Below are 25,914 nucleotides of genomic sequence, written 5' to 3' on the forward strand. Positions count from 1 at the left end.
GTCGTGGGCGACACCGGGCAATTCACCGTGCAACGACCCTTCCAGCTCGACGACCTCGACCACGCGGGCACGTACGTGGTGGACGACCGCGGGCGTATCGTCGAGGTCAACCCCCAGGCCGAGCGGCTGCTGCGGCGCAAGGCGGGCGAGCTGGTCGGCCGCGACGCCCACGACCTGCTGCACCGGGGCGAGCGCGGCGAGCCGCTGCCGCGCAGCCGGTGCGTGATGCGGGAGCCCCTGCTGACCAACGACTCCGCCCACGGCTGCGGCGTGTGGCTGGAGCGGGGCGACGGCTCGCTCGTCCAGATCTCCTGGATGGTCACCCCGTGCCGGGTCGGCGAGGCCGGGTCCGGCGCGCTGGTGCTCTTCCACGAGACCGGCTCTGCCGGGCTGGGCGAGCGGCAGCGGGCGCGGCCCGCCCCGACGATGTCGGAGCTCGACCGGCTGGCCCTGCTGGCGGAGACGACCTCGACGCTCACGGCGAGCCTGGACGTGGACGAGACGCTGCGCCAGCTCGTCCGCCTGGTGGTACCGCTGCTGGGCGACTGGGCGGTGGTCGACCTGCTCACCGAGGAGGGCGAGGTGACGCGCGCCGCCGTCGTCCACCACGAGAACGGCGTCCTGGCGCACCGCGCCGATCTGGAGCGGCCGATGCCGCCGCTGCCGCTCGAGTCCACGATGCCGCTGGCGCGGGCGCTGCGCGGCGTCACCGCGGCGCTGGTGGGCCCGGAGGACTACGAGGGCCGGCTGGAGTCGCGGCTCGCGGCCGTCCAGCGCGACCTGTTCGAGGCGACCGGCATCTGGTCGGCGTGCACCGCGCCGATCCGGGGCGTACGTGAGGTCGTCGGCGCCATGACCCTCGGACGCGCCGAGCAGCCCCAGCCGTACACCACGGACGACATGTTGCTCATCGAGGACATCGCCCGCCGGGCGGGGCTGGCGCTGGACAACGCCCGCCTGTACGAGCGGCAGCGCCGGGTCGCCGAGACCATGCAGCGGCACCTGCTGCCCCGGCTGCCGTCGATGCCCGGCCTGGAGATGGGCGCCTGCTACGTGCCCGCGCCGCGCGCCTCGCAGGTCGGCGGCGACTGGTACGACGCGTTCGTCCTGTCCGACGGCGCGGCCGGGGTGGTGATCGGCGACGTGGTGGGCCACGATCTCGACGCCGCGTCCGGCATGGCGCAGGTCTGCAACATGCTGCGCGCCTACGCGGGCGAGCTGGAGGAGCCGCCCAGCGTCATCGTGGACCGGCTCGACCAGGCGGTGGCCCGCATGGCCGAGACCACGATGGCCACCGTCGTGTTCGGCCGGGTGGAGCGAGAGGACGGCGGGTGGCGACTGCGCTGGACCAACGCGGGGCATCCGCCGCCGCTGCTGGTCGAGGGCGACGGGCGCACCCGCTACCTGGACGAGGCGAGCGGCCTGCTGCTGGGCACCGGCTTCGCGCCGGCCCGCGAGGACGCCGCCGTCGAGCTGCCGCCGCGCTCCACCGTGCTGTTCTACACCGACGGGCTGATCGAGTCGCCCAGCCACTCCCTCGACGAAGGCCTCGACCGGCTGCGGCGGCAAGCCGCCGCACTGACCCGCCACCCGCTCAGCGCCTACTGCGACCGGCTGCTCACCCGCGTCCGCCCGGCCGACAACGACGACGACGTCGCCCTGCTCACCCTGCGGATCCCCGGTTAGCGGAACGCCTCCGCGTTGCCCCTGGCCCACTGCTCGAACGTGCGCGGCGGGCGCCCGGTGATCTCATCCACCGTGGGCAGCACCGCCGACTCGTCCAGCTCGCCGCGCGCGAAGAACCCGTAGAACGCCTCCGCGTACGCCTCCGGCATCCCACCGGCCACCATCTCGGCCCTGGCCTCGGCGTCCGTCAGCCCCTCGAACCGCAGCTCCCTGCCCAGCACCTCGCCCAGGATCCGCACCCGGTCGGCGGGCCGCAGCGCCTGCGGCCCCGTCAGCCCGTACACCCGCCCGTCGTGCCCCTTCTCCAGCAGCGAAGCGGCGGCCACGGCGGCGATGTCGAGCGGATCGACGGTCGCGACGGCCGCGTCAGGCCAGGAGTCGCGGACGACGTCGCCCGCCCTGACCTGCTCAGCCCAGCGGAACGTGTTCGACATGAACGTCCTGGGCCGCAGCACCGTCCACGGCACCCCCGACTCGCGCACCAGCGCCTCCGACCGCACGTGGTACGCCGAGACCGGGTTGCTCACGTCGGCGGCCTCCGCCGCGCTCGCCGACAGCAGGACCACGTGCCCGACGCCGGCCCGCGCCACGGCCGCCAGCGTCTCCTCCATCCGGTCGTACCCGGCCAGCAGGAACACCCCGCGCACGCCGCCCAGAGCGCCCGCCACCGACTCGGGATCGTTCAGGTCGCCCATGACCAGTTCGGCGGGCAGCTCCACTTCGCGCCGCACCAGCGCACGCACCGGCTCACCCGCCTCGGCCAGCGTCCGCACCAGCGCGCCGCCCGCGTTCCCCGTTGCACCCGTGACAAGGATCATGCCGGGGATGCTAGAACAAAACGGACATGAAGGTGTCGATCTCCCGGAAGCCCACCTTCCGGTAGACCGCCCTGGCGGCGTGGTTGTAGTCGTTGACGTACAGCGAGACGACGGGTGCGAAGCAGCTCATCGCCGCCTCCACCACGGCGGCCATGCCGGCCACCGCGTACCCCTTCCCCCGCAGTTCCGGGGCGACCCAGACGCCCTGGATCTGGCAGGCGTGCGGGGTCACGGCGCCCACCTCGGCCTTGAACACGACCCGGCCGTCGTCGATCCGCGCGTACGACCGCCCGATCCTGATCAGCTCGGCCACCCGCGTCCGGTAGAGGGCGCCGCCGTCGCCGAGGTTCGGCGAGACGCCGACCTCTTCGGTGAACATCGCCACGCACGCCGGCAGCAGGACGTCGAACTCCTCGGGCCGCACCCGCCGCACCAGCGGGTCGGCCGCCATGGGCGACTTGCTGGACGTCGCCATGACAGGCTGCGCCCAGCGGATCGCCCGCGCCCGCCCCCAGTGCGGCTCCAGCCGCTCCCACAGCAGCGAGACGGCATCGACCGGCCCCACGATGGACGAGCAGCGCCGCCCCTGTTTGCGCGCGCGGTCGGCGAACGCGTGCACGGCTTCCGGGCCGGCGTTGACCGGCACCATGTTGGCTCCGGCGTAACAGAGTGACACGAGGCCACCGCGCGGCCCGAACCCCCACATCTGCCCGCCGAGCCGTGCCGGATTGAGTCCGACGGCCCGCACCCGAGAGGACACGAAGACATTGGCGACCGGATCGGAGTCCAGGAGGGCGAGGACCTCGTCCCGGTCGTTGTCGTCGAGCACGCGCGACGCCGATGTACGCAGCATCACATGGTCAGACTACGCGAAGGGTTACCGAATACGGCATCCGGCGCTGCCCACGGTAACCCTTTCTTGACGTCAGCCGATCGGCAGCCCCTCCAGGACGCCCAGAATTCCGAGCAGACCCTGCGACGACGGGCCACTCGACTTCATCTGCGCGGCCGGGCGCGGCTCGGGCGTGGCGGGGCAGGTCGTGTCGCGGCGCGGCAGGGTGCCGTCCCGCAGGTACGCGGCCAGATGCCCGTCCAGGCACTTGTTGCCCGCCAGCGACACCCCGTGGTTGCCGCCCCGTTCGAGCACCATGCGGGAGCGGGGGAACAGCTTCGCCATCTCCAGGGCGCCCTGGTACGGGGTGGCGGCGTCGTGGCGGGACTGCAGCATGAGGAACGGCGGCAGCTTCGGCGAGGAGCGCACCTGCACCGGCTTGCCGCCCTGAACCGGCCAGAATGCGCAGGGGGCGTTGAACCAGGCGTTCGGCCAGGTCAGGAAGGGCGCCTCGCGGTGCATCGCCTTCATGTCGGTCCGCCACCTGTCCCACTGGCGCGGCCAGCGGGCGTCGCGGCACTGGACGCTCAGGTAGATGGCGTAACCGTTCTCGTCGGTGGCGTCGTTCTTGCCGTGCTTGGCGTAGATGTCGGTGAGCCCCTTGACGTCGCCCTGCCGCACGTAGGACGACCAGGCCTGGGCGAACTGCGGCCACACCTTGTCGCTGTAGCCGGCCACGGTGAACGTGTCGTCCAGTTCGCTCGGCCCCACGACGCCCCCGGCGGGCTTGGCGCGCAGCCGGTCGCGCATCGCGTAGTAGGCGAACGAGGTCTGCTTCAGCGTGGCGCCCAGCTTGTAGGCGTCGTGGTGCTTGGCGGTCCAGGCCAGGAACTGGCGGTGGCGGTGTTCGAAGGCGCGGTCCTGCTTGAGGTTGGAGTCGTACCAGACGCCCGTGGGATCGACGGAGCTGTCCATGACCAGGCGCTTGACGCGGCTCGGGAAGAGCGTGGCGTACAGGGCGCCGAGGTAGGTGCCGTACGAGTAGCCGAGGTAGCTGATCTTCTGCTCGCCCAGGGCGGCGCGGATCGTGTCCATGTCCCTGGCGGTGTTCTCGCTGGTGAGGTGCGGCAGCAGCCACGCCCAGCGCTGGCCGCAGCGGGAGGCGTACTCGGCGGCCCTGGCCAGCAGCGCCTTCTCCTCCGCCCTGTTGTGCGGCACCGCGTCCGGCCTCGGGGCCTTGTAGTAGGTCGCGGGGTCCACGCAGTGCACGGACGGCTCGCTGGCGCCGACGCCGCGCGGGTCGAACCCGACGACGTCGTACCGCTCGGCCACGTCGGCGGGCAGTTGCGTGGCCACGTACTCGGTCAGGTCGCGGCCCGACGACCCCGGCCCTCCCGGGTTGACCAGCATCGTGCCCAGATGGTTGGCGTCCCTGGACACCTTGGCCTTGATCCGGTTCAGCGCGACCTTGATCGACTGCCCCATGGGATGGCGGTAGTCGAGCGGCACGCGTACGGTGGCGCACTCGATGGCGGCCGAGGCCGTCTTCCCCGCCACCTTGGGACAGGCCCCCCACACCACAGGCGCCTTCCTGCCGGCCACCGCCGCCCCGTCCGCGCTGACGACCCCCGCGACGAGCATCACCAGCCCGGCGACAACCCCCATTACCCGCTTCACCCGGTGGACCCCTTCCTTGTCATAGGCCTTGCGATGCTCCCGTGAGCGACCGCGTGGTGACTCTGGGTATGAGGACATGTTTGCCGATCTGTAATCCTCCCATGACGCACCGCGACCGTCCGCCTTTTCGAAACTTTCGCTCTCAACGCCCTCCGAGATCGCCGCCAGCCACATTTCACTTAGTTTCCGACACTTTCGGCAGTCTTCCCACGTGAGCTGAGCCAAGCGCCGAAACATTTCGTACGAGCGTTGACACGTTTCGGCGCGCTCCGCAAACTGATCGCCAGCACCCCCCACACGGAAGGGAGAGCCGCTGTGATCACAGGCTTGGCCCGCTCCAGGCTCGTCGCGCTGGCGGTGGCGACGACGCTCTCGATGGCTGGAGCGATGACGGTTGCGACCACCCCGGCCGCCGCGGCGGCCGGGGTCGAGGACGAGGGCGCCGACTGCGCCGTGCCCGCCCTGCCCGACGCGGGCTCCTTGCCCACCGTCTCCAGGCTCCCCGACCCCTTCACCAAGCTGAACGGCGCCCGCATCACCACCAGGGCCGACTGGCGGTGCAGGCGACAGGAGATCAAGAAGCTGGCGGAGAAGTTCGTCTACGGCGACAAGCCCGCCAAGCCGTCCAGCGTCACCGGCACGGTCTCCAGGACGAGCATCAGCGTGAACGTCTCCCACAACGGCAGGACCGCGAGCTTCTCCGCCGGCGTCGACCTGCCGAGCGGCACCGGCCCCTTCCCCGCCGTGGTCGTCCTGGGCGGGCTCGGCGCCGACACCGCCACGATCAAGGCGGCGGGCGCCGCCGTCATCAGCTACGACCCCCTCGCCGTCGGCAGGGAGGGCACGCCGCGCAACAACAAGCAGGGCGCCTTCTACACCATTTACGGCGCCTCCAGCGGCACCGGAGTCCTGGCCGCCTGGGCGTGGGGCGTGAGCCGCATCATCGACGTCATCGAGCAGTCGGGCGGCGGCATCCTGCGCGCCGACGCCACCGGCGTCACAGGCTGCTCCCGGTACGGCAAGGGCGCCTTCGTGGTCGGCGCGTTCGACCAGCGCATCGCCCTGACCATGCCCATCGAGTCAGGCAGCGGCGGCGTCGCCGCGTTCCGCGCCATCCCCGGCGAGAGCGGCGCCCAGCCGCTGAGCAGCGCCTACTCCGAACAGCCGTGGCTCGGCGACGCGTTCAGCTCCTTCACGGGCAGCCCCGGCCGGCTGCCGGTGGACACCCACTCGGTGGTCGGCATGATCGCGCCTCGCGGCCTGTTCATCATGGACAACCCGCACATCGACTGGCTCGCCGCCCGATCCGCCAGCGTCGGGGCCCTCGGCGGCGCGGAGGTCTACAAGGCGCTCGGCGCCGGCGGCAGCATCACGTACTGGTCGGCCGTCCAGGACGGCACCCACTGCGCCAGCCGCTCCGAATGGCGCACCCCGCTCCAGCAGAACATCCAGCGGTTCCTGCTGAACACCGGCAGCTACACCGGCTCGATGCGGATCGCGTCCAACAAGAGCGGCAACCTCGCCGAGTGGCGCGACTGGACCACCCCCGCCCTCACCGACGGCGGCGGCGACACCTCGCCGCCCACCGCCCCGGCCGGCCTGGCCGCCTCGGCCACCACCGCCACGGGCACCACTCTGACGTGGACGCCCTCCACGGACGACAACGGCGTGACCGGCTACGACATCCTGCGCGCCCCCGGCGCGAGCGGCGGCGCCTTCACCCAGGCCGGCACCTCCGCCACCACCTCGTACGCCGACACGGGCCTCACCCCCAGCACCACCTACCGCTACCAGGTCAGGGCGCGCGACGCGGCCGGGAACACCTCGCCGGTCTCGAACACGGCCCAGATCACCACCCAGCCGGGCACCTCCACCGGCACCTGCTCGGCCACCGGCACCGTACAGACCCAGTGGGCGACCGGCTACGTCATCCAGCCCCTGACGATCACCAACACCAGCACCTCGCCCATCACCGGCTGGACGGTCACCTTCACCCTGCCCGCCGGCCACACCCTCGCCGGCTCCTGGAACGGCGCCGTCACCACCACCGGCCAGACCGTCACCATCCGCAACGTCGCCCACAACGGGACGATCGCGGCGGGGGCCGCCAACAGCAGCGTCGGCTTCCAGGTCAACCGCCCGAACGGCAACACGGCGACCCCGTCCGGCTACACCTGCGCCTGACGGCCGCCCTCTTCGGCCCGCCCCTGCCTTGCCGGTACGGGCGGGCCTCCTACTCGATCAGGTCGCACCGCCCGGGGCCCAGCTCGTCACCGACCATGCGCAGCGCGACCTCGGCACGGGACGCGAGGACGAGCGGCGGAACCCCGGCCACCAGGTCGGCTCTGAGCATGAGGAAGCGCCGAGGCCCACGTTCGGGGTACGCTGAAATCAGCCGCACAAGAGGGCTACATGAACTTGTCCGGGGCTACGGCCCCCAGAGGGCGCGACCGATGAGGTCGCGCCCTCTGTTTTTTGTCAGCCGACCGTGACCGTCGGCCCGGAGGTCTCGTCGTCGAGGTCCACCTCGACCCCCATCTCCTCCGCCAGCCGCAACGCCTCTTCGATCAGCGTCTCGACGATCTGCGACTCGGGCACGGTCTTGATGACCTCCCCCTTGACGAAGATCTGCCCCTTCCCGTTCCCGGAAGCCACCCCGAGGTCCGCCTCCCTGGCCTCACCGGGCCCGTTCACGACGCACCCCATGACGGCGACCCGGAGCGGCACCTTGAGCCCCTCCAAGCCGGCCTGCACCTGGTCGGCCAGCGTGTAGACGTCGACCTGCGCCCGCCCGCACGACGGGCAGGAGACGATCTCCAGGCCGCGCTCCCGCAGCCCGAGGGACTCCAGGATCTGGGCGCCGACCTTGACCTCCTCCACGGGAGGGGCGGACAGGGAGACGCGGATGGTGTCGCCTATGCCCTCGGCGAGCAGGGCGCCGAAGGCGACGGCGGACTTGACGGTGCCCTGGAAGGCCGGCCCCGCCTCCGTGACGCCCAGGTGGAGCGGGTAGTCGCACTTGGCGGCCAGCAGCCGGTAGGCGTTGATCATCACGACCGGGTCGTTGTGCTTGACCGAGATCTTGATGTCGCGGAAGCCGTGCTCCTCGAACAGGGAGCACTCCCACAGGGCCGACTCCACCAGCGCCTCGGGGGTGGCCTTGCCGTACTTCTGCAGCAGGCGCGGGTCGAGGGAGCCGGCGTTGACGCCGATGCGGATGGGGACGCCGGCCTCGGAGGCCGCCTTGGCGATCTCGCCGACCTTATCGTCGAATTTCTTGATATTTCCGGGGTTGACCCGGACGGCGGCGCAGCCCGCCTCGATGGCGGCGAACACGTACTTCGGCTGGAAGTGGATGTCGGCGATGACGGGGATCTGGGATTTCCTGGCGATGATCGGCAGCGCGTCGGCGTCGTCCTGGGACGGCACGGCGACACGGACGATCTGGCACCCGGACGCGGTCAGCTCGGCGATCTGCTGAAGAGTGGCGTTGACGTCGGCGGTCACCGTCGTCGTCATCGACTGCACCGACACGGGGGCGTCGCCGCCCACGGGCACGCTGCCGACCATGATCTGGCGGGAGTGGCGGCGTTCGGCGAGCGGCTTGGGGCGCACCGTCGGGATGCCGAGAGCTACAGAAGACATTTCAACCCTTACTGTGACGACGCTTTCCAGTTTAGGTAGCTAGCGGGACTGCCCGGCTGTGAGTTCGGCCGCACGGGCTCTGGCCCAGGCATCGGCCGCCAGCACCTCTTCGACGGTGTCGGCAGGGGTGACCTGGTGCTCCTGCACGACCTTGGCCACGGTGTCGACGATGGACAGGAACGGCAGCCCGCGCTCCAGGAACGCGTCGAGGCACACCTCGTTGGCGGCGTTGTAGACGGCGGGCGCGGTGCCGCCCTCGGTGCCGACGTGCCTGGCCAGCGCGACTGCGGGGAAGGCCAGGTCGTCGAGCGGCTCGAAGGTCCAGGTGTGCGCCTTGGTCCAGTCGAGGGGGCGGGCGGCGCCCGGGATGCGCCCGGGGTGCCCGAGCGCGAGGGCGATGGGCAGCCGCATGTCGGGCGGGCTGGCCTGAGCGATGGTGGAACCGTCGACGTACTCGACCATGGAGTGGATGATCGACTGCGGATGCACCACGACTTCGATGCGGTCGAAGCCGAGGTCGTACAGCAGGTGCGCCTCGATCACCTCCAGGCCCTTGTTGACCAGGTTCGCGGAGTTGATCGTGATGTAGGGGCCCATGGACCACGTGGGGTGGGCCAGGGCCATCTGGGGTGTGACGCCGGCCATCTCCTCGCGCTTCATGCCCCTGAACGGCCCGCCGCTCGCGGTGATCACGAGCTGCTTGACGGACGAGGGGTCGTAGCCGTCGGGCCCGGCGGCCCACAGGCACTGCAGCACCGCCGAGTGCTCGGAGTCGACGGGGAGGATCTGCCCCGGCCGGGCCAGGCGCTTGACCAGCGGCCCGCCGATGATCAGCGACTCCTTGTTGGCCAGCGCGAGCGCCCTGCCCGCTTCCAGGGCGACGAGCGTGGAGGTCAGGCCGAGCGCGCCGGTGATGCCGTTGAGCACCACGTCGCACTGCCACCCGGCCACCTCGGCGACCCCGTCGGGCCCACCCAGCACGGTGGGCTTGGCGCCGTGCGCGGCCAGCGCGTCCTTCAACGCGGGGACGGCCGACGCGTCGGCCACCGCCACCGCCTCGACGCCGAACTGCGCCGCCTGCCTGGCCAGCAACTCGACCCTGCCGCCCCCCGCCGCCAGCGCGGTGACCTTGAAACCGCCGGGGTTGGCGGCGATGACGTCGAGGGCCTGGGTGCCGATCGAGCCGGTGGAGCCCAGCACGACGACGGAGCGGAGGGTCTCTTCATGCACGTGTCCATTGTCCCCGCTGCACGGCGCACTCGGGCACGCGGGACCGGTCGTCCTTAAATTCCCCTCCTTATGTGACGCGCGGGAGTGCAGTTAATTTGTGCCTGAATATCGTCATATCGGAATGCGCAAAACTTGAGAAATCTGGATATTGATCCGGCTACCTTCCAAGCCCACCGTCCGGTTTAGGGAGGTTCGTAATGCACCGCCGCTTCGCCCTGCTTTCCGCCGCCGCCGTGCTCACCGTCACCTTGGTTCCCGCGAGTGCGGAAGCGCACGCCGTGCGCCCCAAGCCCGCCCAGCGGGCCGCCGCCGACACGGCCGCCGAGCGGCGGCAGGTGCTGACGTACTGGACGGAAGGCCGCATGGAGGCCGCACGTCCGCTGCAGGCCCCCGCCCCCGGAGCGCAGGCGGCGGACGAGCCCGAGCAGGGCGCCCCGTTCGCCCGCGAGGCGCAGGCGGCCAGGACCCCCGGTGAGGCGTGGACCCGTGGCGGCGCGGTGGCCCGCACGACCGGCCGGATCTTCTTCACCACGCAGGCCGGCCGCAATTCCTCCTGCTCAGGCACCGCCGTGACCAGCGCCAACAAGAGCGTCGTGCTGACCGCGGGCCACTGCGTCAAGATGAACGGCGCCTTCCACACCAACTGGGTCTTCGTGCCCGGCTACGACAGGGGCAGCCGCCCGTTCGGCACCTGGCCCGCGACCAGGCTGCTGACCACGCCGCAGTGGAACGCCCGCGAGGACGTCGGCTTCGACGTCGCCGCAGCCGTGGTGGCGCCCGTGGACGGCAGGACGCTGGTGGACGCCGTCGGCGGCCAGGGCGTCGCCTTCAACCAGCCCAGGCGCCAGCAGCTGTACGCCTTCGGCTACCCGGCGCTGGCCCCGTACGACGGCTCGAAGCTGATCCACTGCAGCGGCCGGTCGTTCGACGACTTCATGGGCAGCGACGACCTCGTGCTCACCTGTAACATGACGGGCGGTTCGAGCGGCGGGCCCTGGATGCTGAATTTCAACGAGTCGACCGGGCTCGGCACCCAGAATTCCGTGAACAGCTTCAAATACAGCTTCGCCCCCAACTGGATGCTGGGCCCCTATTTCGGGAACGAGGCGCAGGCCGTCTACCAATCGGCCCAGACGGCCAACGCACTCTGAGCAATTTACCGAAAGTAGTCACAAGAACACATCTCGTGGTGCACACTCGGGGGCCATGACCTTGAGCACCCCCCTGCTTGCGGCGGCGCCGCTCCTCGCGGGGCTGATCGGCCCCGCGCTCCTGGGCGCGGCACCCGGCCGCCAGCAGGCCGAAACACCGGCCGTCGTGCCCGCGCACACGGCCAAGCGGAGCGACATCGTCGAGCACGTCGCCGCCCGCACCGCCGCCGACCACCGGCGCGTGCTCGACTACTGGACGCCCGAGCGCATGGCCAAGGCCCTGCCGATCGGCCTGCTCGGCATCGTGACCGACGTGACCGACGGCGGCGACCTGCTGGGCGGCGTCACGGGCGGCAAGGGCGTCACCACCGCCCCGAACCTGACGGGCAAGAAGGCCGACCTGGCGCTGCCGCGCAAGCTCATGGGCACGAACCACCTGGCCGCCGCCAGGCCTGACACCAGCACGATCGGCTCCCGCTGGATCACCGGCGGCCAGGTGGCCAGGACCACCGGCCGGGTGTTCCTCACCGTGGCGGGCGCCGACTTCGTCTGCTCGGCGAGCACCGTGAAGTCCGCCAACAAGGACGTCGTCGTCACCGCCGGCCACTGCGTGAAGGACGGCGCGGGCGAGTGGGCGGCGAACTGGACGTTCGTCCCCGGGTACGGCACCAGCGGCCTGCGCCCGTACGGCCAGTACACCGCCCGCCGCATGTTCGTCGCCGGCCCCTGGTCGCGCAGCGGCGACGACAACTACGACGTCGGCATGGTGGCCCTGTCCACCTCGCGCGGCAAGCACGTGGCCGACGTGGTGGGCGCCCAGGAGATCGCGTTCAACGCGGCGCGCGGCGGCCAGGCGTTCGGCTTCGGCTACCCCGCCGACCCGCCCTACGACGGCGACCACCTGGTCTACTGCGCGGGCCGGATGAAGAACGACCCGTACGGCCAGACCCGCGACCAGGGCCTCGGCTGCGACATGACGGCGGGCGCCAGCGGCGGCCCGTGGATGACGGGCTTCGACACGTCCAGCGGCAAGGGCACGATCATGTCGCTCAGCAGCTTCAAGTACAGCGACGACCAGCGCACGATGTACGGCCCGTACTTCGGCGACGCCGTCAAGTCGCTCTTCGACACCGCCCAGCACGCGTGACGCGGCGGGCGCCCCGTCCTTGAGGGGCGCCCGCCCGCGCTCTCAGAGGGTCAGCCCGGTCAGCACCATGACCTTCTCGTAGGTGTAGTCCTCCATCGCCGAGTGCAGCCCCTCCCGGCCGATCCCGGAGTCCTTGACCCCGCCGTACGGCATCTGGTCGGCCCGGTACGACGGCACGTCGCCGATGATCACCCCGCCCACCTCCAGCTCCCTGTTCGCCCGGAAGGCGGCGTCCAGCGAGCGGGTGAACACCCCGGCCTGCAGCCCGTACCTGGAGTCGTTGACCATCGCGTACGCCTCGTCGATCGAGGCGGCGGGCTGCAGGATCATGACGGGCCCGAAGACCTCCTCGCAGACCACCTTGGCGTCGTGCGGCACGCCGGACAGCACCGTCGGCGCCACGGTGGCGCCCTGCCTGGTGCCGCCCGCCAGCACCCGCGCCCCGGCGGCGACGGCGTCCTGCACCCACTGCTCGACCCGCTCGGCGGCGGCCTCCGAGACCAGCGGCCCCACCTGCGTCTTCTCGTCGGCCGGGTCGCCGGTGACGAGGGCGGACACGGCGGGCAGCAGCCGCTCGACGAACGCGTCGTACACGGGCTGCTCGACGATGACCCGCTGGACGGCGATGCAGCTCTGCCCGGCCTGATAGTTGGAGTAGAGGGCGATGCGCTGGGCGGCCCAGTCGAGGTCGGCGTCGGCCAGCACGACGGCGGCGGCGTTGCCGCCCAGCTCCAGCGTCACGTGCTTGCGCGGCACCTGGTCGGCGATCGCGTAGCCGACGGGCGCGGAGCCGGTGAACGACACGACGGGAAGCCTGGGGTCCTGGACCAGGGCGGAGGCGCGCTCGTTCTCGATCGGCAGCACCGAGAACATGCCCGCGGGCAGATCCGTCTCGGCCAGGATCTCGCCGAGCAGCAGCGACGACAGCGGCGTGGCGGGCGCGGGCTTGACGATGACGGGGGCGCCGACGGCGATGGCCGGGGCGACCTTGTGGGCGACCAGGTTCAGCGGGAAGTTGAACGGGGTGATCGCCAGCACGGGGCCCTTGGGCACGCGCGAGACGTAGGCCAGGCGTCCGGCCGCGGCAGGCTCGGTGTCGAGCCGCTGCACGGCGCCCGACCAGCGGCGGGCCTCCTCGGCGGCGAAACGGAAGGTGGCCACCGCCCGCCCGACCTCGCCGCGCGCCCACACGATGGGCTTGCCGTTCTCGGCCGTGATCAGGTGGGCGATCTCGTCGGCCCGCTCGGCGAGCCTGCGCGAGACGTGGGCCAGGGCCTCGGCCCGTACGTGGACGGGCAGCGCGGCGGCCTCCCGCGCCACCGCCGAGGCCGCCGCGACGGCCTCCTCGACCTGGGCGTCGGTCGGCACGGAGTGCCTGCCGACCTCGCGGCCGTCATGGGGGTTGGTGACAGTGAGCTCGGTGTCCCCGGTCGCGGCGCGGCCGGCCAGCCAGAAGGTACGCACGTCCATGACTCCGACGTTATGCCAAGGCATGTACCGGGGATTTACACCACGATGCACAACACCCCCGCGAGGGCTCACCGTTAAGTACAAGCTCCGGTGTATACCCACGATGTAACAGAAGTAGACCTAATTCGGGATGTTTACCATGCGGAGTGGTTTGAGCGATCTCCGCTATGGCTAAGTCATCGGTGCGGGTCTCCAGCGCGGTGGGCCCCCGATCAGAAAGGCGTGGGCCCCGTGACCGAACAGCGTGAGGTCACAAGGACGCATAGTTCCTTGGCCACCAGGGAGGTCTCATGACCTCGGCGCCGCTGGGGCTGCAGGGCGCCTACCTCATGGGTGAGCGCGCCGGCCACGACGAGCTGCGCTCCCGCCTCCTCGACGTCGCGGTGAACCTGCTGCGCACCGACGGGCCCGACAGCCTCACCATGCGCCGGATCGCGGCGGAGGCGGGCTGCACGACGACCGTCATGTACACGATGTTCGGCAACCGCGAAGGTCTGGCGGAGGCGCTCTATCTGGAGGGGTTCGAGCGCTTCCGCCGTTTTCTAGAAGCCGTGCCGCAGCGCCGCAACCCCCTGGAGCAGCTCGGCGCGCTCGGCCCCGCGTACCGGCAGGCGTGCCTGGCGGAGCCCGGCTACTACAGCCTGATGTTCGAGCGGGCCATCCCCGGCTTCGAGCCCAGCGAGCGCGCCAGGACCCTGGCCCGCGCCGCGCTGAACATCCTCGACCGCGTCATCGCCGACTGCATCTCGGCCGGCTACCTGATCCCCACCCAGCCCCGCAAGATCGCCGACGCGCTGTGGGCCGCCGCGCAGGGGGCCATCTCGCTGGAGCGCGCCGGGCACCTGCGTGACGGGCGCACGTACGAGGCGGTGACCACCGCGATCATCTGCTGCTACCTGGTGGAGAAGCAGGAGTAGCGGCCCTCCTGGCGGCCTCCAGGGCCAGCCACAGCTCGGCGCGGGTGCCGGGGTCGTCCAGGTCGCGGCCCAGCAGCTCGGCCGCGCGTCTCATCCGGTAGCGCAGGGTGTGGCGGTGCACGCCCAGCCGCTGCGCCGCCGCGTCCCAGTGGCCGTTGCTGTCCAGGTACGCGCGCAGCGACTCGACCAGGTCGGCGCGGGAGCCGTACGTGGTGAGGGGGGCCAGGACGGCGGCCGAGAACGCCTGGGCGGCGACGGGGTCGAGCAGGGCGAACAGCCCCTGACCCGCCAGCTCACCGAACCGCACGACCCGCCCCGCACCGCCCCCTGCGGGCTCCACACCGCCCCTCCCTGGCCCCGCAGCGCCCCTCCCGGGCCGTGCGCCGCTGCGGGTCCTCGCCACTTCCAGGGCCCGTTCTGCTTGGTCGAGCCCCGTGCGCAGGCCGGTGGCCGTGTCATCGCCGGGCCGGCCGCGGCCTACGGGCGCCTCAGCGCTCGGCACCACCGGCTGGCTGACGCCCACCGAAGCCTCAGCGCTCAGCGCCACCTCCTCCGCCGCCCCCTCGGCCACGAGCGCGACGGCGACGGAGCCGAGCAGCGCCGCGAAGCCGCGCGTCTCGAACGCGTCCAGCGCCTCAGCGCCCGCCGCCAGCACGACCAGCGGCGCTTCGGGCACCCGGCCGCCCACCGCGCCCAGCACGGTGCGGGCCCGCTCGCCCTCCCCCTCCAGCAGCAGCTCCAGCACCGCCGTGCGCAGCCGGCGTTCGGCGGCGAGCTGCGCCCTGCCCTGCTCCATGGCCAGCGTGAGCAGCGAGCCCGCCGCGTTGACCACGGTGTGCGTGACGGGCGTGAAGGCGTGCGGGGCGCCGACGGCGAAGAAGCCGCGCGGACGCGCCCCGCCGCCGAGCGGCTGCACCACGATGTGCTCGCCGGGCGCGGACAACGCCAGGCTGGACGGCATCCGCCCCCCGCTCCCCGCCTGGGGCGAGCCGCCCGGCGCCGCGCTGTCCGCGGACCGGCCGAGGCGCCGGGACAGCTCGGCCGCGACGGCGCCCGTGTTCGCGCCGCGCGTGGCGTGCCGGACCTCGCCCGTCTCCTCCAGCAGCGCCGCCCACCCGCCGACCTCCCTGGCCAGCCGGTCGATGACGGCATGCATGCCCTCGGGCCGCAGCGCCGCCCGCGTCAGCCGTCCCTGGGCGGCGAAGGCGCGGCTGATCTCCTCGTACTGCTCGGCCGCCAGCAGCTCGCTGACCGCCTTGCCTACCGCGATGAACGGCGTCTCACGCGGCACCTCCAGGAGCGGCAGCCCCGCCGACTCCGCGGCCTCGACGAGCGCGGCGGGCACCTCCTCGTGCGAGACGCCGACGCCGAAGCCGAGCCCGGCCACGCCGCGGCGCACCAGCCGCGCCACGTAGCCCCTCAGGTCGCCCGTCAGGTCGCCTTCCATCCGCATGCCGGTGGTGAGCAGCAGCTCCCCGCCTTCGAGGTACGGTGTCGGGTCCGCCAGCTCGCTCACCGCGACCCAGCGCACGGCGGCGTCCAGCACGCCTGGGCGCGTGGTCCCGGCCAGTGGCCGGAGGTTCATGCGGCGCACGACGGTCTGCAGCGAAGGCGGCATGAGATTTGTCCATTCCGGCAAAGACGAGCACTCCTAGTGTGACATATCGACGTATCGGTCCTGGTGGGAGGCCGCCGTACCGTCGGAGCCATGAGCATTCCCCAGGAGCGGCGCGTCGTGACCGCGATCCCAGGCCCCAAGTCCCAGGAGTTGCTGGCCCGCAAGCAGGCGGCCGTTCCGCCCGGCATCGGCACCACGCTGCCGGTCTTCGTCACCCGTGCCGGCGGCGGCGTGGTCGAGGACGCCGACGGGAACTCGCTGATCGACTTCGGCTCGGGCATCGCCGTGACGAACGTGGGCAACGCCGCCCCCAGGGTCGTCGAGCGCGTCCAGAAGCAGGTCGCCGACTTCACCCACACCTGTTTCATGGTCACCCCGTACGAGTCGTACGTGCAGGTCTGCGAGAAGCTCAACGAGCTGACGCCGGGCGAGCACGCCAAGCGCACGTTCCTGGTGAACTCGGGCGCCGAGGCCGTGGAGAACGCCGTCAAGATCGCCCGGCACGCCACCGGCCGCCAGGGCGTCGTGGTGTTCGACCACGGCTACCACGGCCGCACGCTGCTCACGATGACGCTCACGGCCAAGAACATGCCGTACAAGCACGGGTTCGGCCCGTTCGCGCCGGAGGTGTACCGGGTGCCGCTGGCCTACCCGTTCCGCTGGCCGTCCGGCCCGGAGAACTGCGCGGAGGAGGCCGCCGAGCAGGCCATCGACATGATCACCAAGCAGATCGGCGCGCAGAACGTGGCGGCCGTGGTGATCGAGCCGATCGCGGGCGAGGGCGGGTTCATCGTGCCCGCCAGGGGGTTCCTGCCGCGGATCGCCGAGTTCTGCCGGGCGAACGGGATCGTGTTCGTGGCCGACGAGGTGCAGACCGGCTTCGCGCGTACGGGGACGCTGTTCGCCTGTGAGGACGAGGGCGTCGTCCCGGACATCATCACCACCGCCAAGGGCATCGCGGGCGGCCTGCCGCTGGCCGCCGTGACGGGCCGCGCGGAGATCATGGACAAGGTGCACGTCGGCGGCCTCGGCGGCACGTACGGCGGCAACCCGCTCGCCTGCGAGGCCGCGCTCGGCGTGCTGGAGACGATCGAAGCGGAGGACCTGGTCGCCAAGTCCCGCCGCATCGGCGAGATCATGCTGCCCCGGCTGGAGGCGCTCAAGGAGCGCTTCGAGGTGATCGGCGACGTGCGCGGGCGCGGCGCGATGATCGCGATCGAGCTGGTCGAGCCGGGCACCAAGGAGCCGAACCCGACCGCCGTCCAGGAGATCGTCAAGCGCTGCCACGCGGAGGGCCTGCTGGTGCTGACAGCGGGCACGTACGGCAACGTGCTGCGTTTCCTGCCGCCGCTCGTGATCCCCGAGCACCTGCTGGAGGAGGGGCTGGGGATCCTGGAGAAGGCGATCGCCGAGCTCTAGGCGAAAACCAACCAAACGGGCATCCAGCTTGGGCTGGATGCCCGTTTTTGTGGTGTAAACGGCCCCATGAGGGTAGAGAATTCACCCTGACTTGACGCTCAGCTAGCCGCTCATGGCCTCGGTCAGGGTTATAACGGTTCCGACATACGGTGGGGCGATGGCAGCTGGGAGCGTGATGAACTGGGGTCCGAGCAGAACGGCGCGGAGTATGTTGACGTTCGACCCTGAGGGCCTGACCTTGGCCCAGCGCGACGGCGACGCCTGCGTCGTCTGTCACAAGAGATGGCCGCGGCCGCGCGTGCGCGTGGGCCGCCTGCCCGACGACTCTGCGGTGCTCGCGTGCGCCGACTGCGCCGAGGCCCTCGTGCCCGCCCCGATGGCCACCGTCGTGGCCTTTCCGTCCCGCTAGCCTCTCAGCGCCCGGGCGGCGAGACGCCCCGGGACAGGGGGGAAGGCCCGGGGCGCCTCTGGAGAGCCGCGCCCGTCGGGGGAACAGGCGGGCCCATGGCATGACGTCGCCCGGACCTGCTCACTTGAGAAGCTTGCCCCACCGTTCGGCCCAGACGGGATAATCAGTGCATTCCCCGTCCTCGGCCCGGCAATCCCCGGGCGGCCGCACGGCGAACGTCACGCGGTCGAGCCGCTTGGAGTCACCCACCCCGTACGTCTCGCACATCGTCCTGGCCCGCCCCTTGCACGCCTTGGAGTTGGCCGGCGCCATGCCCGCCCACGCCGCCGCGTCGCGCTGCGCGCCGGCCGCCGTCACCCAGTTGAGCCACCGGTAGGCGCAGGTGGTGTCGGGCACGTTCGCGCCCAGCATCCAGGAGTCGGCCCAGCCGGTCGTCCGCGGCGCCGAGATGGTCTTGACCGGGATGCCGGCCTGCTGCAGGAGCAGCCGATAGTACGGGGTGACCTGCGCGTAGTCGAGCTTGCCCGTGGCGAACCCCTTGACCAGGTCGATCGGGTTCTGCCAGTAGACGCGGTCCTTGTTGCGTTCGAGCAGCGCCATCGCCTCGCCCAGCTCGGCCTCGCTCAGCTCGTACGGCTCCTTCACCGACCCCCCGGCCAGCGCCGCGTCGGCGATCGTCAGCGGGGTGTCCTTGATCGCCGCCCTGCTGGAGGAGAACGCCTGATCGAGGCCGCCGCCCCTGACCTTGGCCGAGTCGTAGACGAACTCCTGGTAGGCCCACAGGTACGGCACCCCGTACACCTTGCCGGAGACCGTGGTCAGGTCGCGGAGGCGCTCGGTCAGGTCCTTGTAGTCGCTGACCTTGGCCGTGTCGATGGGCTGCACCTGCTTGGCCGCGATCAGGTCGGCGGCCAGCACGGGCCCGGCGGTGATGACGTCGTAGGGCCGCCGCGTGACCTGGCCGGCCAGTTGCTCGGCGGTCTGCACGGTGTCGAGCCGCGCGATGCGGCAGCCCGTCTCCTTCTCGAACGAGCCGACCCAGTTCACCTTGGGATTGACGCCGCCGTACTCGGCGTAACCCCGGTAGGTGAGGATCTGCAGCGTGCCGTCGCTCTGCGTGGCGCTGGGCGACGGCGTGGCCGTCGGCGAGAGCGCCGGTGCGGGAGTCGCGGCGGGGGTCGCGGCGGGGGTCGGCGTGCCCATGCCGGTGATCAGCGCCGTCGTGGCGGCCGCCGTCGCGGCGAGCGCCAGAGCGTGAGCACGGCGACGAATCACGATGTCCCCCCTTGTCCTGTCTGCTGGAGCTTACCGGTGTCAGGACCTGGAGGGACGCCGCCCGTGGTACCCGGTTACCCGTTCGTGGGGAAGCCCAGGTTCACGCCGCCGTGCGAGGGGTCGAGCCAGCGGGACGTGACCACCTTGCCGCGGGTGTAGAAGTGCACGCCCTCGGTGCCGTGCACGTGCGTGTCGCCGAAGAGGGACGACTTCCAGCCGCCGAAGCTGTAGAAGGCCATGGGCACGGGGATCGGCACGTTGATGCCGATCATGCCGACCTCGACCTCGTTCTGGAAGCGCCGGGCCGCGCCGCCGTCGTTGGTGAAGATCGCGGTGCCGTTGCCGTACGCGCCGCCGTTGATCACTTCCAGGCCCTCTTCGTACGTGCGGACCCGCACGATCGACAGCACCGGGCCGAAGATCTCGTCCGTGTGCGTACGGGACCCGGCGGGCACGTGGTCGAGCACCGTCGGCCCGAGCCAGAAGCCGGCCGTGTCCGCCGCCTTCCCGCCGCCCAGCACCGGCGTCTCGCGGCCGTCCACGACCAGCTTGGCGCCCTCCTCGACGCCGAGGTCGAGGTAGGAGGCCACCTTGTCGCGGTGCGGCCCGGTGACCAGCGGGCCCATCTCGGACCTGGGGTCGTCGCCGGGGCCGATGGTCAGCCGGCCGACCCGCTCGACGATCTTCTCGACGAGCTCGTCGCCGATCGGGTCGACGGCCAGCACGACGGAGATCGCCATGCACCGCTCCCCCGCCGAGCCGAAGCCCGCCGACACGGCCGAGTCGGCCACCAGATCGAGATCGGCGTCGGGCAGCACCAGCATGTGGTTCTTGGCGCCGCCGAGCGCCTGCACGCGCTTGCCGTGCGCGGTGCCGGTCTCGTAGACGTACTTGGCGATGGGGGTGGAGCCGACGAACGACACGGCCCGCACGTCAGGGTGCTCCAGCAGCCGGTCGACGCTCACCTTGTCGCCCTGCACGACGTTGAACACGCCGTCGGGCAGCCCGGCCTCCTGCCAAAGCCGCGCCATCAGCAGCGACGCCGACGGGTCGCGCTCCGACGGCTTGAGCACGAACGCGTTGCCGCACGCGATCGCGATCGGGTACATCCACATCGGCACCATCGCCGGGAAGTTGAACGGCGTGATCCCGGCCACCACGCCCAGCGGCTGCCTGATCGAGTAGGAGTCCACCCGGGTCGAGACGCCCTCGGAGTAGCCGCCCTTGAGCAGGTGCGGGATGCCGCAGGCGAACTCCACGACCTCCAGCCCGCGGGCCACCTCGCCGAGCGCGTCGGAGTGCACCTTGCCGTGCTCGGCGGAGATGAGCGCGGCCAGCTCGTCGCGGTGGGCGTACATCAGCTCGCGGAAGCGGAACAGCACCCCGGCCCGCTTCGTCAGCGACGCGTCCCGCCACGCGGGGTAGGCCGCGACGGCCGCCGCCACGGCGGCGTCCACGTCGGCGGCCGAGGCCAGCGCGACGGAGCCGCTCACCTCGCCGGTGGCCGGGTTGAAGAGCTCCGCGGTACGGGCGGCGTCGCCGTCCGCGAGAGCCCCGTTGATCCAGTGCTTGACGGACTTCACTGCGCTGCCGCCTCCGCGTCGATCGTCTCGAGGGCGGTGACGATGATCCCGAGGCCCTCGGTGGCCTCGTCCACGGAGAGCGTGAGGGGCGGGGCCATGCGGATGGCGGTGCCGTACAGGCCGCCCTTGCCCGCCAGCAGGCCGGCCCGCTTGGTCAGCTCCATGAACCGGGCCGCCTGGGCGGGGCTCTGCAGCTCGACGGCGAACATCAGGCCCTTGCCGCGCACGTCCGTGACGACGGACAGGCGCTCGGCGGCGGCCTTGAGGCCGCTGATGATGATCTCTCCGGTACGCGCGGCGTTGGCCTGGAGGTCGTGGTCGAGCACGTAGTCGAGGGTGGCGTTGGCGGCGGCCATCGAGATCGGGTTGCCGCCGAACGTGGACAGGCCGACGGCGTGCGGCGCGTCCATGAGGTCGCCGCGCGCGACGATGCCGCCGACCGCGAAGCCGTTCCCGAGCCCCTTCGCGAACGTGATCATGTCGGGCGTCACGCCGTGGTTCTGGATGCCGAAGAACGCGCTGCCGGTCCGGCCCCAGCCGGTCTGCACCTCGTCCGAGACGAACAGGATGCCCTGCTCGTCCAGCACCTCCTTGTACGCGGCGAACAGCCCGTCGGGGGCCATCGTGAAGCCGCCCACGCCCTGGATCGGCTCGGCGATCAGCGCCGCGACGTCGTTGGAGACGGACGTGGCCAGCACGTGCCGCAGGTCGTCCACGCACGCCTGGATGTAGTCGGCGTCCGACAGGCCCTTGAACTGGGTCAGATGCCGGTCGGCGCCGTGCAGGAAGTGCACGTTCAGCGGGGAGAGCGAGTTGTTCTTCCAGGAGCGGTTGGAGGTGACGCTGATCGCGCCGAAGCTGCGGCCGTGGTAGCTCTGGCGCATGGCCAGCACCTGGTCGCTCTTGCGCGCGTAGGTGGCCAGCAGCAGCGCGGTCTCGTTGGCCTCGGTGCCGGAGTTGGTGAAGAAGACCTTGGCGTCGGGGATGCCGGACAGGCGCGCGATCTTCTCGGCCAGCTCGACCTGGCCGCGCAGCAGGTAGACGGTGCTGGTGTGCACCACGCCGGTGGCGAGCTGCCGCTCGACGGCTTCGCGGACCTCGGGGACGTCGTACCCGATCATGTTGGTCAGGATCCCGGCGAAGAAGTCGAGGTAGCTCTTGCCGTCCGCGTCGATGACACGGTTGCCCTTGCCGCTGACGATCTCGATGGGGTCGTTGTAGTTGAGGGCCAACCAGTTCGGCATGACTGCCTGGTGGCGCGCGAGAAGCTCCGACATGTTACCGAGTATCCCTTTTCGGTCCAGCACCTCCCACCTGCAAGATGTCGGCGAGGAGGCGACTTGCCTTACATGATGTCACGGCGCCGGTCCGCGCAAGGCTTCCCATGAGCACGCGGGGCACGCCAACATGTCGGCGTGCTACGCAAACTCCTGGCCGGCCTGGCCATCGCGGTGATCGTCGCCTCGATCGTCCTCGCCTGGTCGTCCTCCGGCGGGCTGGAGGCCGCGAGCTGGGTGGCGGCGGTGATCGGCGCCGCGGTGGTGGTCGCGACGATCGTCGGGTGGGCGCGGCGCGGGCCCGCGCTCACCATGTCGACGCCTGAGCAGGTGGAGGCCGCTCAGCAACTGCTGGCCGATCGGGTGCTGCGGCAGTGGGAGGAGGAGGCGAAGGCGCGCGGCCTGTTCACCCCCGCGCCGCTGGCGGTGCGGTGGCGGCTGAGCGAGCCCGGCCTGATGGACCACGCCCGGCACATCACGAGCGACGAGCGGCTGCACTTCAAGGCCGCCGCCGACCAGGTCGGCGAGATGGTGGCGGCCCTGCGCGGCCTGCGACGCCGGCGCCTGGTGGTGCTCGGCGAGGCGGGCACCGGCAAGACCACGCTGGCCCTGTTGCTCCTGCGCCGCCTGCTGCTCGACCGTGAGCCCGGCGAGCCGGTTCCCGTCCTGCTCACGCTGTCCGGCTGGGAGCGGTCGGGCGAGCAGTTCTCGTCCTGGCTGGCCCGCAGGCTGGCCAGGGACTACCCGGAGCTGCGCGCCGAGGAGTTCGGCCCCACGGCGGTGAAGGACCTGGTGGAGCGGGGCCGGGTGCTGCCCGTTCTCGACGGCCTGGACGAACTGCTCGTGCACGAGCGCAACCTGATGGTCAGGGCGCTCAACACGACGCTGACCGATCGGGATGGGTTCGTGCTGACCTGCCGCTCCGCCGAGTTCCGGGAGACCGTCAAGGAGCAGGGCGCCCATGTGCTCAGCGCCGCCGCGGTGATCGAGTCCGAGGAACTGGGCGCGGGAGAGGTGGTCGGCTACCTCGCCTCGTGCCTGCCGCCGGAGCCCGGCGGGAGCTGGCCGGAGCTGCTGCACAGGCTGGGCGACCCCGATGACGTTCTGTACGGGAGCATCGACACCGCGCTGACGGTCTGGCTGGTCCGCGTCGGCTACGTCGATCCGGGCACGGATCCGGCGCGGCTGCTGGAGCTGCCCGACGCCGAGTCCGTGCGGCTGCACCTTCTGGACCACGCGGTGCCCGCGCTGGTGGCCGCCGACTCCGCTCTCGGGCCGCTCCGTTCCCGCCGGGCGTGGCCGGCGCGGCGGGTGCGGCGGTGGCTCACCCTGCTCGCCGAGTTCCTGACCTCCTGGGAGACCCGCAGCCTGGCCTGGTGGGAGCTCTACCGCGTGGTGCCCCGCGGGACGGTCACGGCCGGGCTCGGGCTGGCGGCCGGTCTGCTGGCGGCGGTGTCCGCCGGCGCCGGCTGGTGGGCCGCCGGCGGCGACCCGGGCTCGTCCGCCGCCGTCGGCGCGGGTCTGGGGCTCCTGGTCTGCGCCGTCAGTGGCGTGGCCCTGTCCAGGGAGCTGGCGGCCGTCTCGCTGGACGACGCCGGTGACATCCTGGAGTTCGAGGACTTCGACGAGTTCGAGGTCGGCGAGCTGCGCTCCGGCCTGCTCACCGGCGCCATGCGCGCCTTCGCCGCCTGGGCGGCGCTGAGCGTGCTCGGCGGCGGCGGGCTCTGGGCGAGCGGCCTGCTGGGCGTGTGGCTGGGCGGCGCGTCGCCGCTGAGCCTGGCCGACGCGGTGGCCTTCGCCTCGGCGTTCAGCCTGCCCATGCTGCTCGCGGTGCCGCTGGCGATGGCGTTCCTGCTCTGGCTGCACCGGGTGAGCGTGCTGCTGCGCCCCGCCGCCTCGTACCGGGGGCAGGGCCTGCTCACGCTCGCGCTGGCGGGCCTGTTCGCCGCCGCGTGCGCGATCGCCGGGTGGCTGGGCGCGCTGTTCTTCCGCGCCGAGCTCGACGGGGCGCTGCACGCGGCGGCGGGCGGAGCCGTCGGGGGCATCGCCGTCACCGTGACGGCCGCCGCCGTCTTCGCCTTCGCCAACGTCGCCTGGCCGGCCTTCACCGTCACCTGCGTGCTGCTCGCGCTCTCCCGCCGGTTGCCGCTGCGGCTGATGGCCTTCCTGCGGGACATGCACCGCGCGGGCATGCTGCGCCAGACAGGGCGGCTCTACCAGTTCCGCCACGCCGCCCTGCAAGACCGCCTGACCGCACCTACACCTTCACCGGCTCCGGTGCCACGGCAACCGGAGCGGGACGCAGCACCGTGACGGCCAGCAGCGCCGCCGCCACGCAGAAGGCCGCCCCCACCCACGACCCCAGATGCATCGCCGACGTGAACGCCTGGTTCCCCGCCTCGGCGAAGCCCAGCGTGTGGGCCCCGCCGATCGACTCCCTCGCCAGCGGGGGCAGCCCGGCGGGCATCTCGGAGGTGTACCGGGTGGCCAGCACGCTGCCCAGCACGGCGATGCTGAGCGCCATCCCGACCTGCTGCACGGTGTCGTTGAGCGCGGACCCGACGCCGGCGCGCTCCAGGGGGATGGCGCCCATGAGCGAGGTGTAGGCCGCGGGACCGGCCAGGCCGCCGCCCATCCCCATGATCACCAGCCCGGTGGCCAGGGGCAGGAAGCCGGTGGTCAGCGCCATGACGACGAACCCGCCGGCCATCAGCAGCAGCCCCGCGAACACCAGCACCCGGTTGCTGAGCTTCTTGCCGAGCCCGGCGCCCACGCCGTTGAAGACGGCGGCGGCCACGGCGTAGGGCAGCATGGCCAGGCCCGCCTGCATCTCCCCGTACCCCAGCACGAACTGCAGGTACTGGGTGAGGATCAGCATCACGGCGCCGGCGCCGAACGACATCAGCAGGATGGAGAAGGAGGCGCCGCTGAAGTTGCGGTTGGCGAACAGGAAGAGCGGCAGCATCGGCTCGTCCTGGCGCCGCTCCCAGATCACGAAGGCCACGAGGGCGGCGACGGCCAGCGCGATGACGGGGATGTTCCACTCCCGCTCGATGATCACGTAGACGGCCGCGGTGAGGCCGGCGATCGACAGCACCACGCCCACCGGGTCGATCTTCCTGCCCTCGCTGCGGCTCTCCGGCATGAGGACGACGGCGGCCACGACGGCGACGGCCGCGATGGGGATGTTGATCAGGAAGACCGAGCCCCACCAGTAGTGCTCCAGCAGGAAGCCGCCCACGGTGGGCCCGGACACCAGGCTGATCAGGGCCACGGCGCTCCAGGCGGCCATGGCCTTGCGCCGCTCCTCCTCGTCGAAGACGGTCATCAGGATCGACAGCGTGGACGGCATGACGAGCGCGCCGCCGACGCCCATGAGGCCGCGGGCGGCGATGAGCTGCCAGGGCTCGGTGACGAGCACGGCGAGCAGCGACGCGCCACCGAAGAAGACCAGGCCGATGATCAGGAAGAGGCGGCGGCCGTACTTGTCGGACAGGCTGCCGGAGGTGAGCAGCAGGCCGGCGAAGGCCAGCACGTAGGCGTCGATGATCCATTGGATGTCGGACGGCGTCGCGCCCATCTCCTGGTTCAGCGAGGGGATCGCCAGATTCAGCACGGTGTTGTCGATGCCGAGGACCAGGAGCGCCAGGCAGAGGACGGCCAGGATCCACCATCGACGGGGGTCTCGTACAGTGTTCGAGTTCACTCGCACAGCGTACGACAGCTCTCGAACACTGTGCGAGTGGATTTATCCTTGAGA

At 71.6% G+C, this 25,914-nt stretch carries 19 protein-coding genes; 8 read left to right on the top strand and 11 right to left on the bottom strand.

Annotation, left to right across the window (positions count from 1 at the left end; genetic code table 11):
- Positions 1-3 precede the first annotated feature (3 nt).
- The gene (locus FXF51_RS29045; RefSeq protein WP_148437846.1) at positions 4-1,686 is read left to right on the top strand and encodes a SpoIIE family protein phosphatase; all 1,683 of its coding nucleotides are present in this window, start codon (positions 4-6) and stop codon (positions 1,684-1,686) included.
- On the opposite strand, the gene FXF51_RS29050 is transcribed toward FXF51_RS29045, so the two are convergent.
- From FXF51_RS29050 to FXF51_RS29060, 3 genes are all read right to left on the bottom strand, one after another.
- On the bottom strand, positions 1,683-2,504 hold the full coding sequence (locus FXF51_RS29050) for an NAD(P)H-binding protein (protein ID WP_148437847.1): 822 nt from the start codon (positions 2,502-2,504) through the stop codon (positions 1,683-1,685). The two genes, FXF51_RS29045 and FXF51_RS29050, sit on opposite strands and share 4 nt — an antisense overlap.
- 10 nt (positions 2,505-2,514) lie before the next feature.
- Complete coding sequence (locus FXF51_RS29055) at positions 2,515-3,357, bottom strand: GNAT family N-acetyltransferase (protein ID WP_187414629.1); 843 nt, start codon at positions 3,355-3,357, stop codon at positions 2,515-2,517.
- Between the two features lie 72 nt (positions 3,358-3,429).
- Positions 3,430-5,013, bottom strand: a complete 1,584-nt coding sequence (locus tag FXF51_RS29060) for an alpha/beta hydrolase (protein ID WP_262379909.1) — start codon at positions 5,011-5,013, stop codon at positions 3,430-3,432.
- Positions 5,014-5,328: 315 nt separating this feature from the next.
- Here FXF51_RS29060 and FXF51_RS62815 point away from each other — a divergent pair, with 315 nt between their 5' ends.
- Positions 5,329-7,197 carry a cellulose binding domain-containing protein gene (locus tag FXF51_RS62815; RefSeq protein WP_262379910.1) on the top strand — a complete coding sequence of 623 codons (1,869 nt, stop codon included), beginning with the start codon at positions 5,329-5,331 and terminating at the stop codon, positions 7,195-7,197.
- A 294-nt stretch (positions 7,198-7,491) separates the two neighbouring features.
- Here the strand turns inward: FXF51_RS62815 and ispG are convergent, their stop codons facing one another.
- Positions 7,492-8,658 (bottom strand): flavodoxin-dependent (E)-4-hydroxy-3-methylbut-2-enyl-diphosphate synthase, encoded by a 1,167-nt coding sequence (ispG, locus tag FXF51_RS29070; RefSeq protein ID WP_148437848.1) that lies wholly within the window; start codon positions 8,656-8,658, stop codon positions 7,492-7,494.
- Positions 8,659-8,697: 39 nt separating this feature from the next.
- Positions 8,698-9,888 carry a 1-deoxy-D-xylulose-5-phosphate reductoisomerase gene (dxr, locus tag FXF51_RS29075; protein WP_148437849.1) on the bottom strand — a complete coding sequence of 397 codons (1,191 nt, stop codon included), beginning with the start codon at positions 9,886-9,888 and terminating at the stop codon, positions 8,698-8,700.
- A 197-nt stretch (positions 9,889-10,085) separates the two neighbouring features.
- Between dxr and FXF51_RS29080 the strand changes: the two genes are divergently transcribed.
- Together FXF51_RS29080 and FXF51_RS29085 are read left to right on the top strand one after the other, a co-directional pair.
- Positions 10,086-11,039, top strand: a complete 954-nt coding sequence (locus FXF51_RS29080) for a trypsin-like serine peptidase (protein WP_148437850.1) — start codon at positions 10,086-10,088, stop codon at positions 11,037-11,039.
- A 55-nt stretch (positions 11,040-11,094) separates the two neighbouring features.
- On the top strand, positions 11,095-12,186 hold the full coding sequence (locus FXF51_RS29085) for a trypsin-like serine peptidase (protein WP_187414625.1): 1,092 nt from the start codon (positions 11,095-11,097) through the stop codon (positions 12,184-12,186).
- A 42-nt stretch (positions 12,187-12,228) separates the two neighbouring features.
- Here FXF51_RS29085 and FXF51_RS29090 read toward each other — a convergent pair whose 3' ends face one another.
- A complete protein-coding gene (locus FXF51_RS29090; RefSeq protein ID WP_148437851.1) occupies positions 12,229-13,656 on the bottom strand; it encodes an aldehyde dehydrogenase family protein in 1,428 nt (475 codons plus the stop codon).
- A gap of 290 nt (positions 13,657-13,946) precedes the next feature.
- Between FXF51_RS29090 and FXF51_RS29095 the strand changes: the two genes are divergently transcribed.
- Positions 13,947-14,573: a TetR/AcrR family transcriptional regulator gene (locus FXF51_RS29095; protein WP_148437852.1), complete on the top strand. Its 627-nt coding sequence runs from the start codon at positions 13,947-13,949 to the stop codon at positions 14,571-14,573.
- Here FXF51_RS29095 and FXF51_RS29100 read toward each other — a convergent pair.
- Entirely contained in the window at positions 14,539-16,191 is a 1,653-nt protein-coding gene (locus FXF51_RS29100; protein WP_148437853.1) for a PucR family transcriptional regulator, read from the bottom strand. The two genes, FXF51_RS29095 and FXF51_RS29100, sit on opposite strands and share 35 nt — an antisense overlap.
- A 90-nt stretch (positions 16,192-16,281) precedes the next feature.
- Here FXF51_RS29100 and gabT point away from each other — a divergent pair, with 90 nt between their 5' ends.
- Positions 16,282-17,610 (top strand): 4-aminobutyrate--2-oxoglutarate transaminase, encoded by a 1,329-nt coding sequence (gene gabT / locus FXF51_RS29105; RefSeq protein WP_148437854.1) that lies wholly within the window; start codon positions 16,282-16,284, stop codon positions 17,608-17,610.
- Between the two features lie 208 nt (positions 17,611-17,818).
- A complete protein-coding gene (locus FXF51_RS29110; protein WP_148437855.1) occupies positions 17,819-18,019 on the top strand; it encodes a hypothetical protein in 201 nt (66 codons plus the stop codon).
- Positions 18,020-18,139: 120 nt separating this feature from the next.
- On the opposite strand, the gene FXF51_RS29115 is transcribed toward FXF51_RS29110, so the two are convergent.
- From FXF51_RS29115 to FXF51_RS29125, 3 genes are all read right to left on the bottom strand, one after another.
- Positions 18,140-19,294 carry an extracellular solute-binding protein gene (locus FXF51_RS29115; RefSeq protein WP_148437856.1) on the bottom strand — a complete coding sequence of 385 codons (1,155 nt, stop codon included), beginning with the start codon at positions 19,292-19,294 and terminating at the stop codon, positions 18,140-18,142.
- A gap of 74 nt (positions 19,295-19,368) precedes the next feature.
- Positions 19,369-20,877, bottom strand: coding sequence for a CoA-acylating methylmalonate-semialdehyde dehydrogenase (locus FXF51_RS29120; RefSeq protein ID WP_148437857.1), 1,509 nt, complete (start codon positions 20,875-20,877; stop codon positions 19,369-19,371).
- Complete coding sequence (locus FXF51_RS29125) at positions 20,874-22,154, bottom strand: aspartate aminotransferase family protein (RefSeq protein WP_148437858.1); 1,281 nt, start codon at positions 22,152-22,154, stop codon at positions 20,874-20,876. The genes FXF51_RS29120 and FXF51_RS29125 overlap by 4 nt, the downstream gene beginning before the upstream one ends.
- Before the next feature lie 138 nt (positions 22,155-22,292).
- Here FXF51_RS29125 and FXF51_RS29130 point away from each other — a divergent pair, with 138 nt between their 5' ends.
- Positions 22,293-24,467, top strand: a complete 2,175-nt coding sequence (locus FXF51_RS29130) for an NACHT domain-containing protein (RefSeq protein WP_148437859.1) — start codon at positions 22,293-22,295, stop codon at positions 24,465-24,467.
- Here the strand turns inward: FXF51_RS29130 and FXF51_RS29135 are convergent.
- Positions 24,412-25,860: an MFS transporter gene (locus FXF51_RS29135; RefSeq protein ID WP_148437860.1), complete on the bottom strand. Its 1,449-nt coding sequence runs from the start codon at positions 25,858-25,860 to the stop codon at positions 24,412-24,414. The two genes, FXF51_RS29130 and FXF51_RS29135, sit on opposite strands and share 56 nt — an antisense overlap.
- Positions 25,861-25,914 lie beyond the last annotated feature (54 nt).

The sequence above is a fragment of the Nonomuraea sp. PA05 genome, assembly GCF_008086045.1.
GTDB lineage: Bacteria > Actinomycetota > Actinomycetes > Streptosporangiales > Streptosporangiaceae > Nonomuraea > Nonomuraea monospora.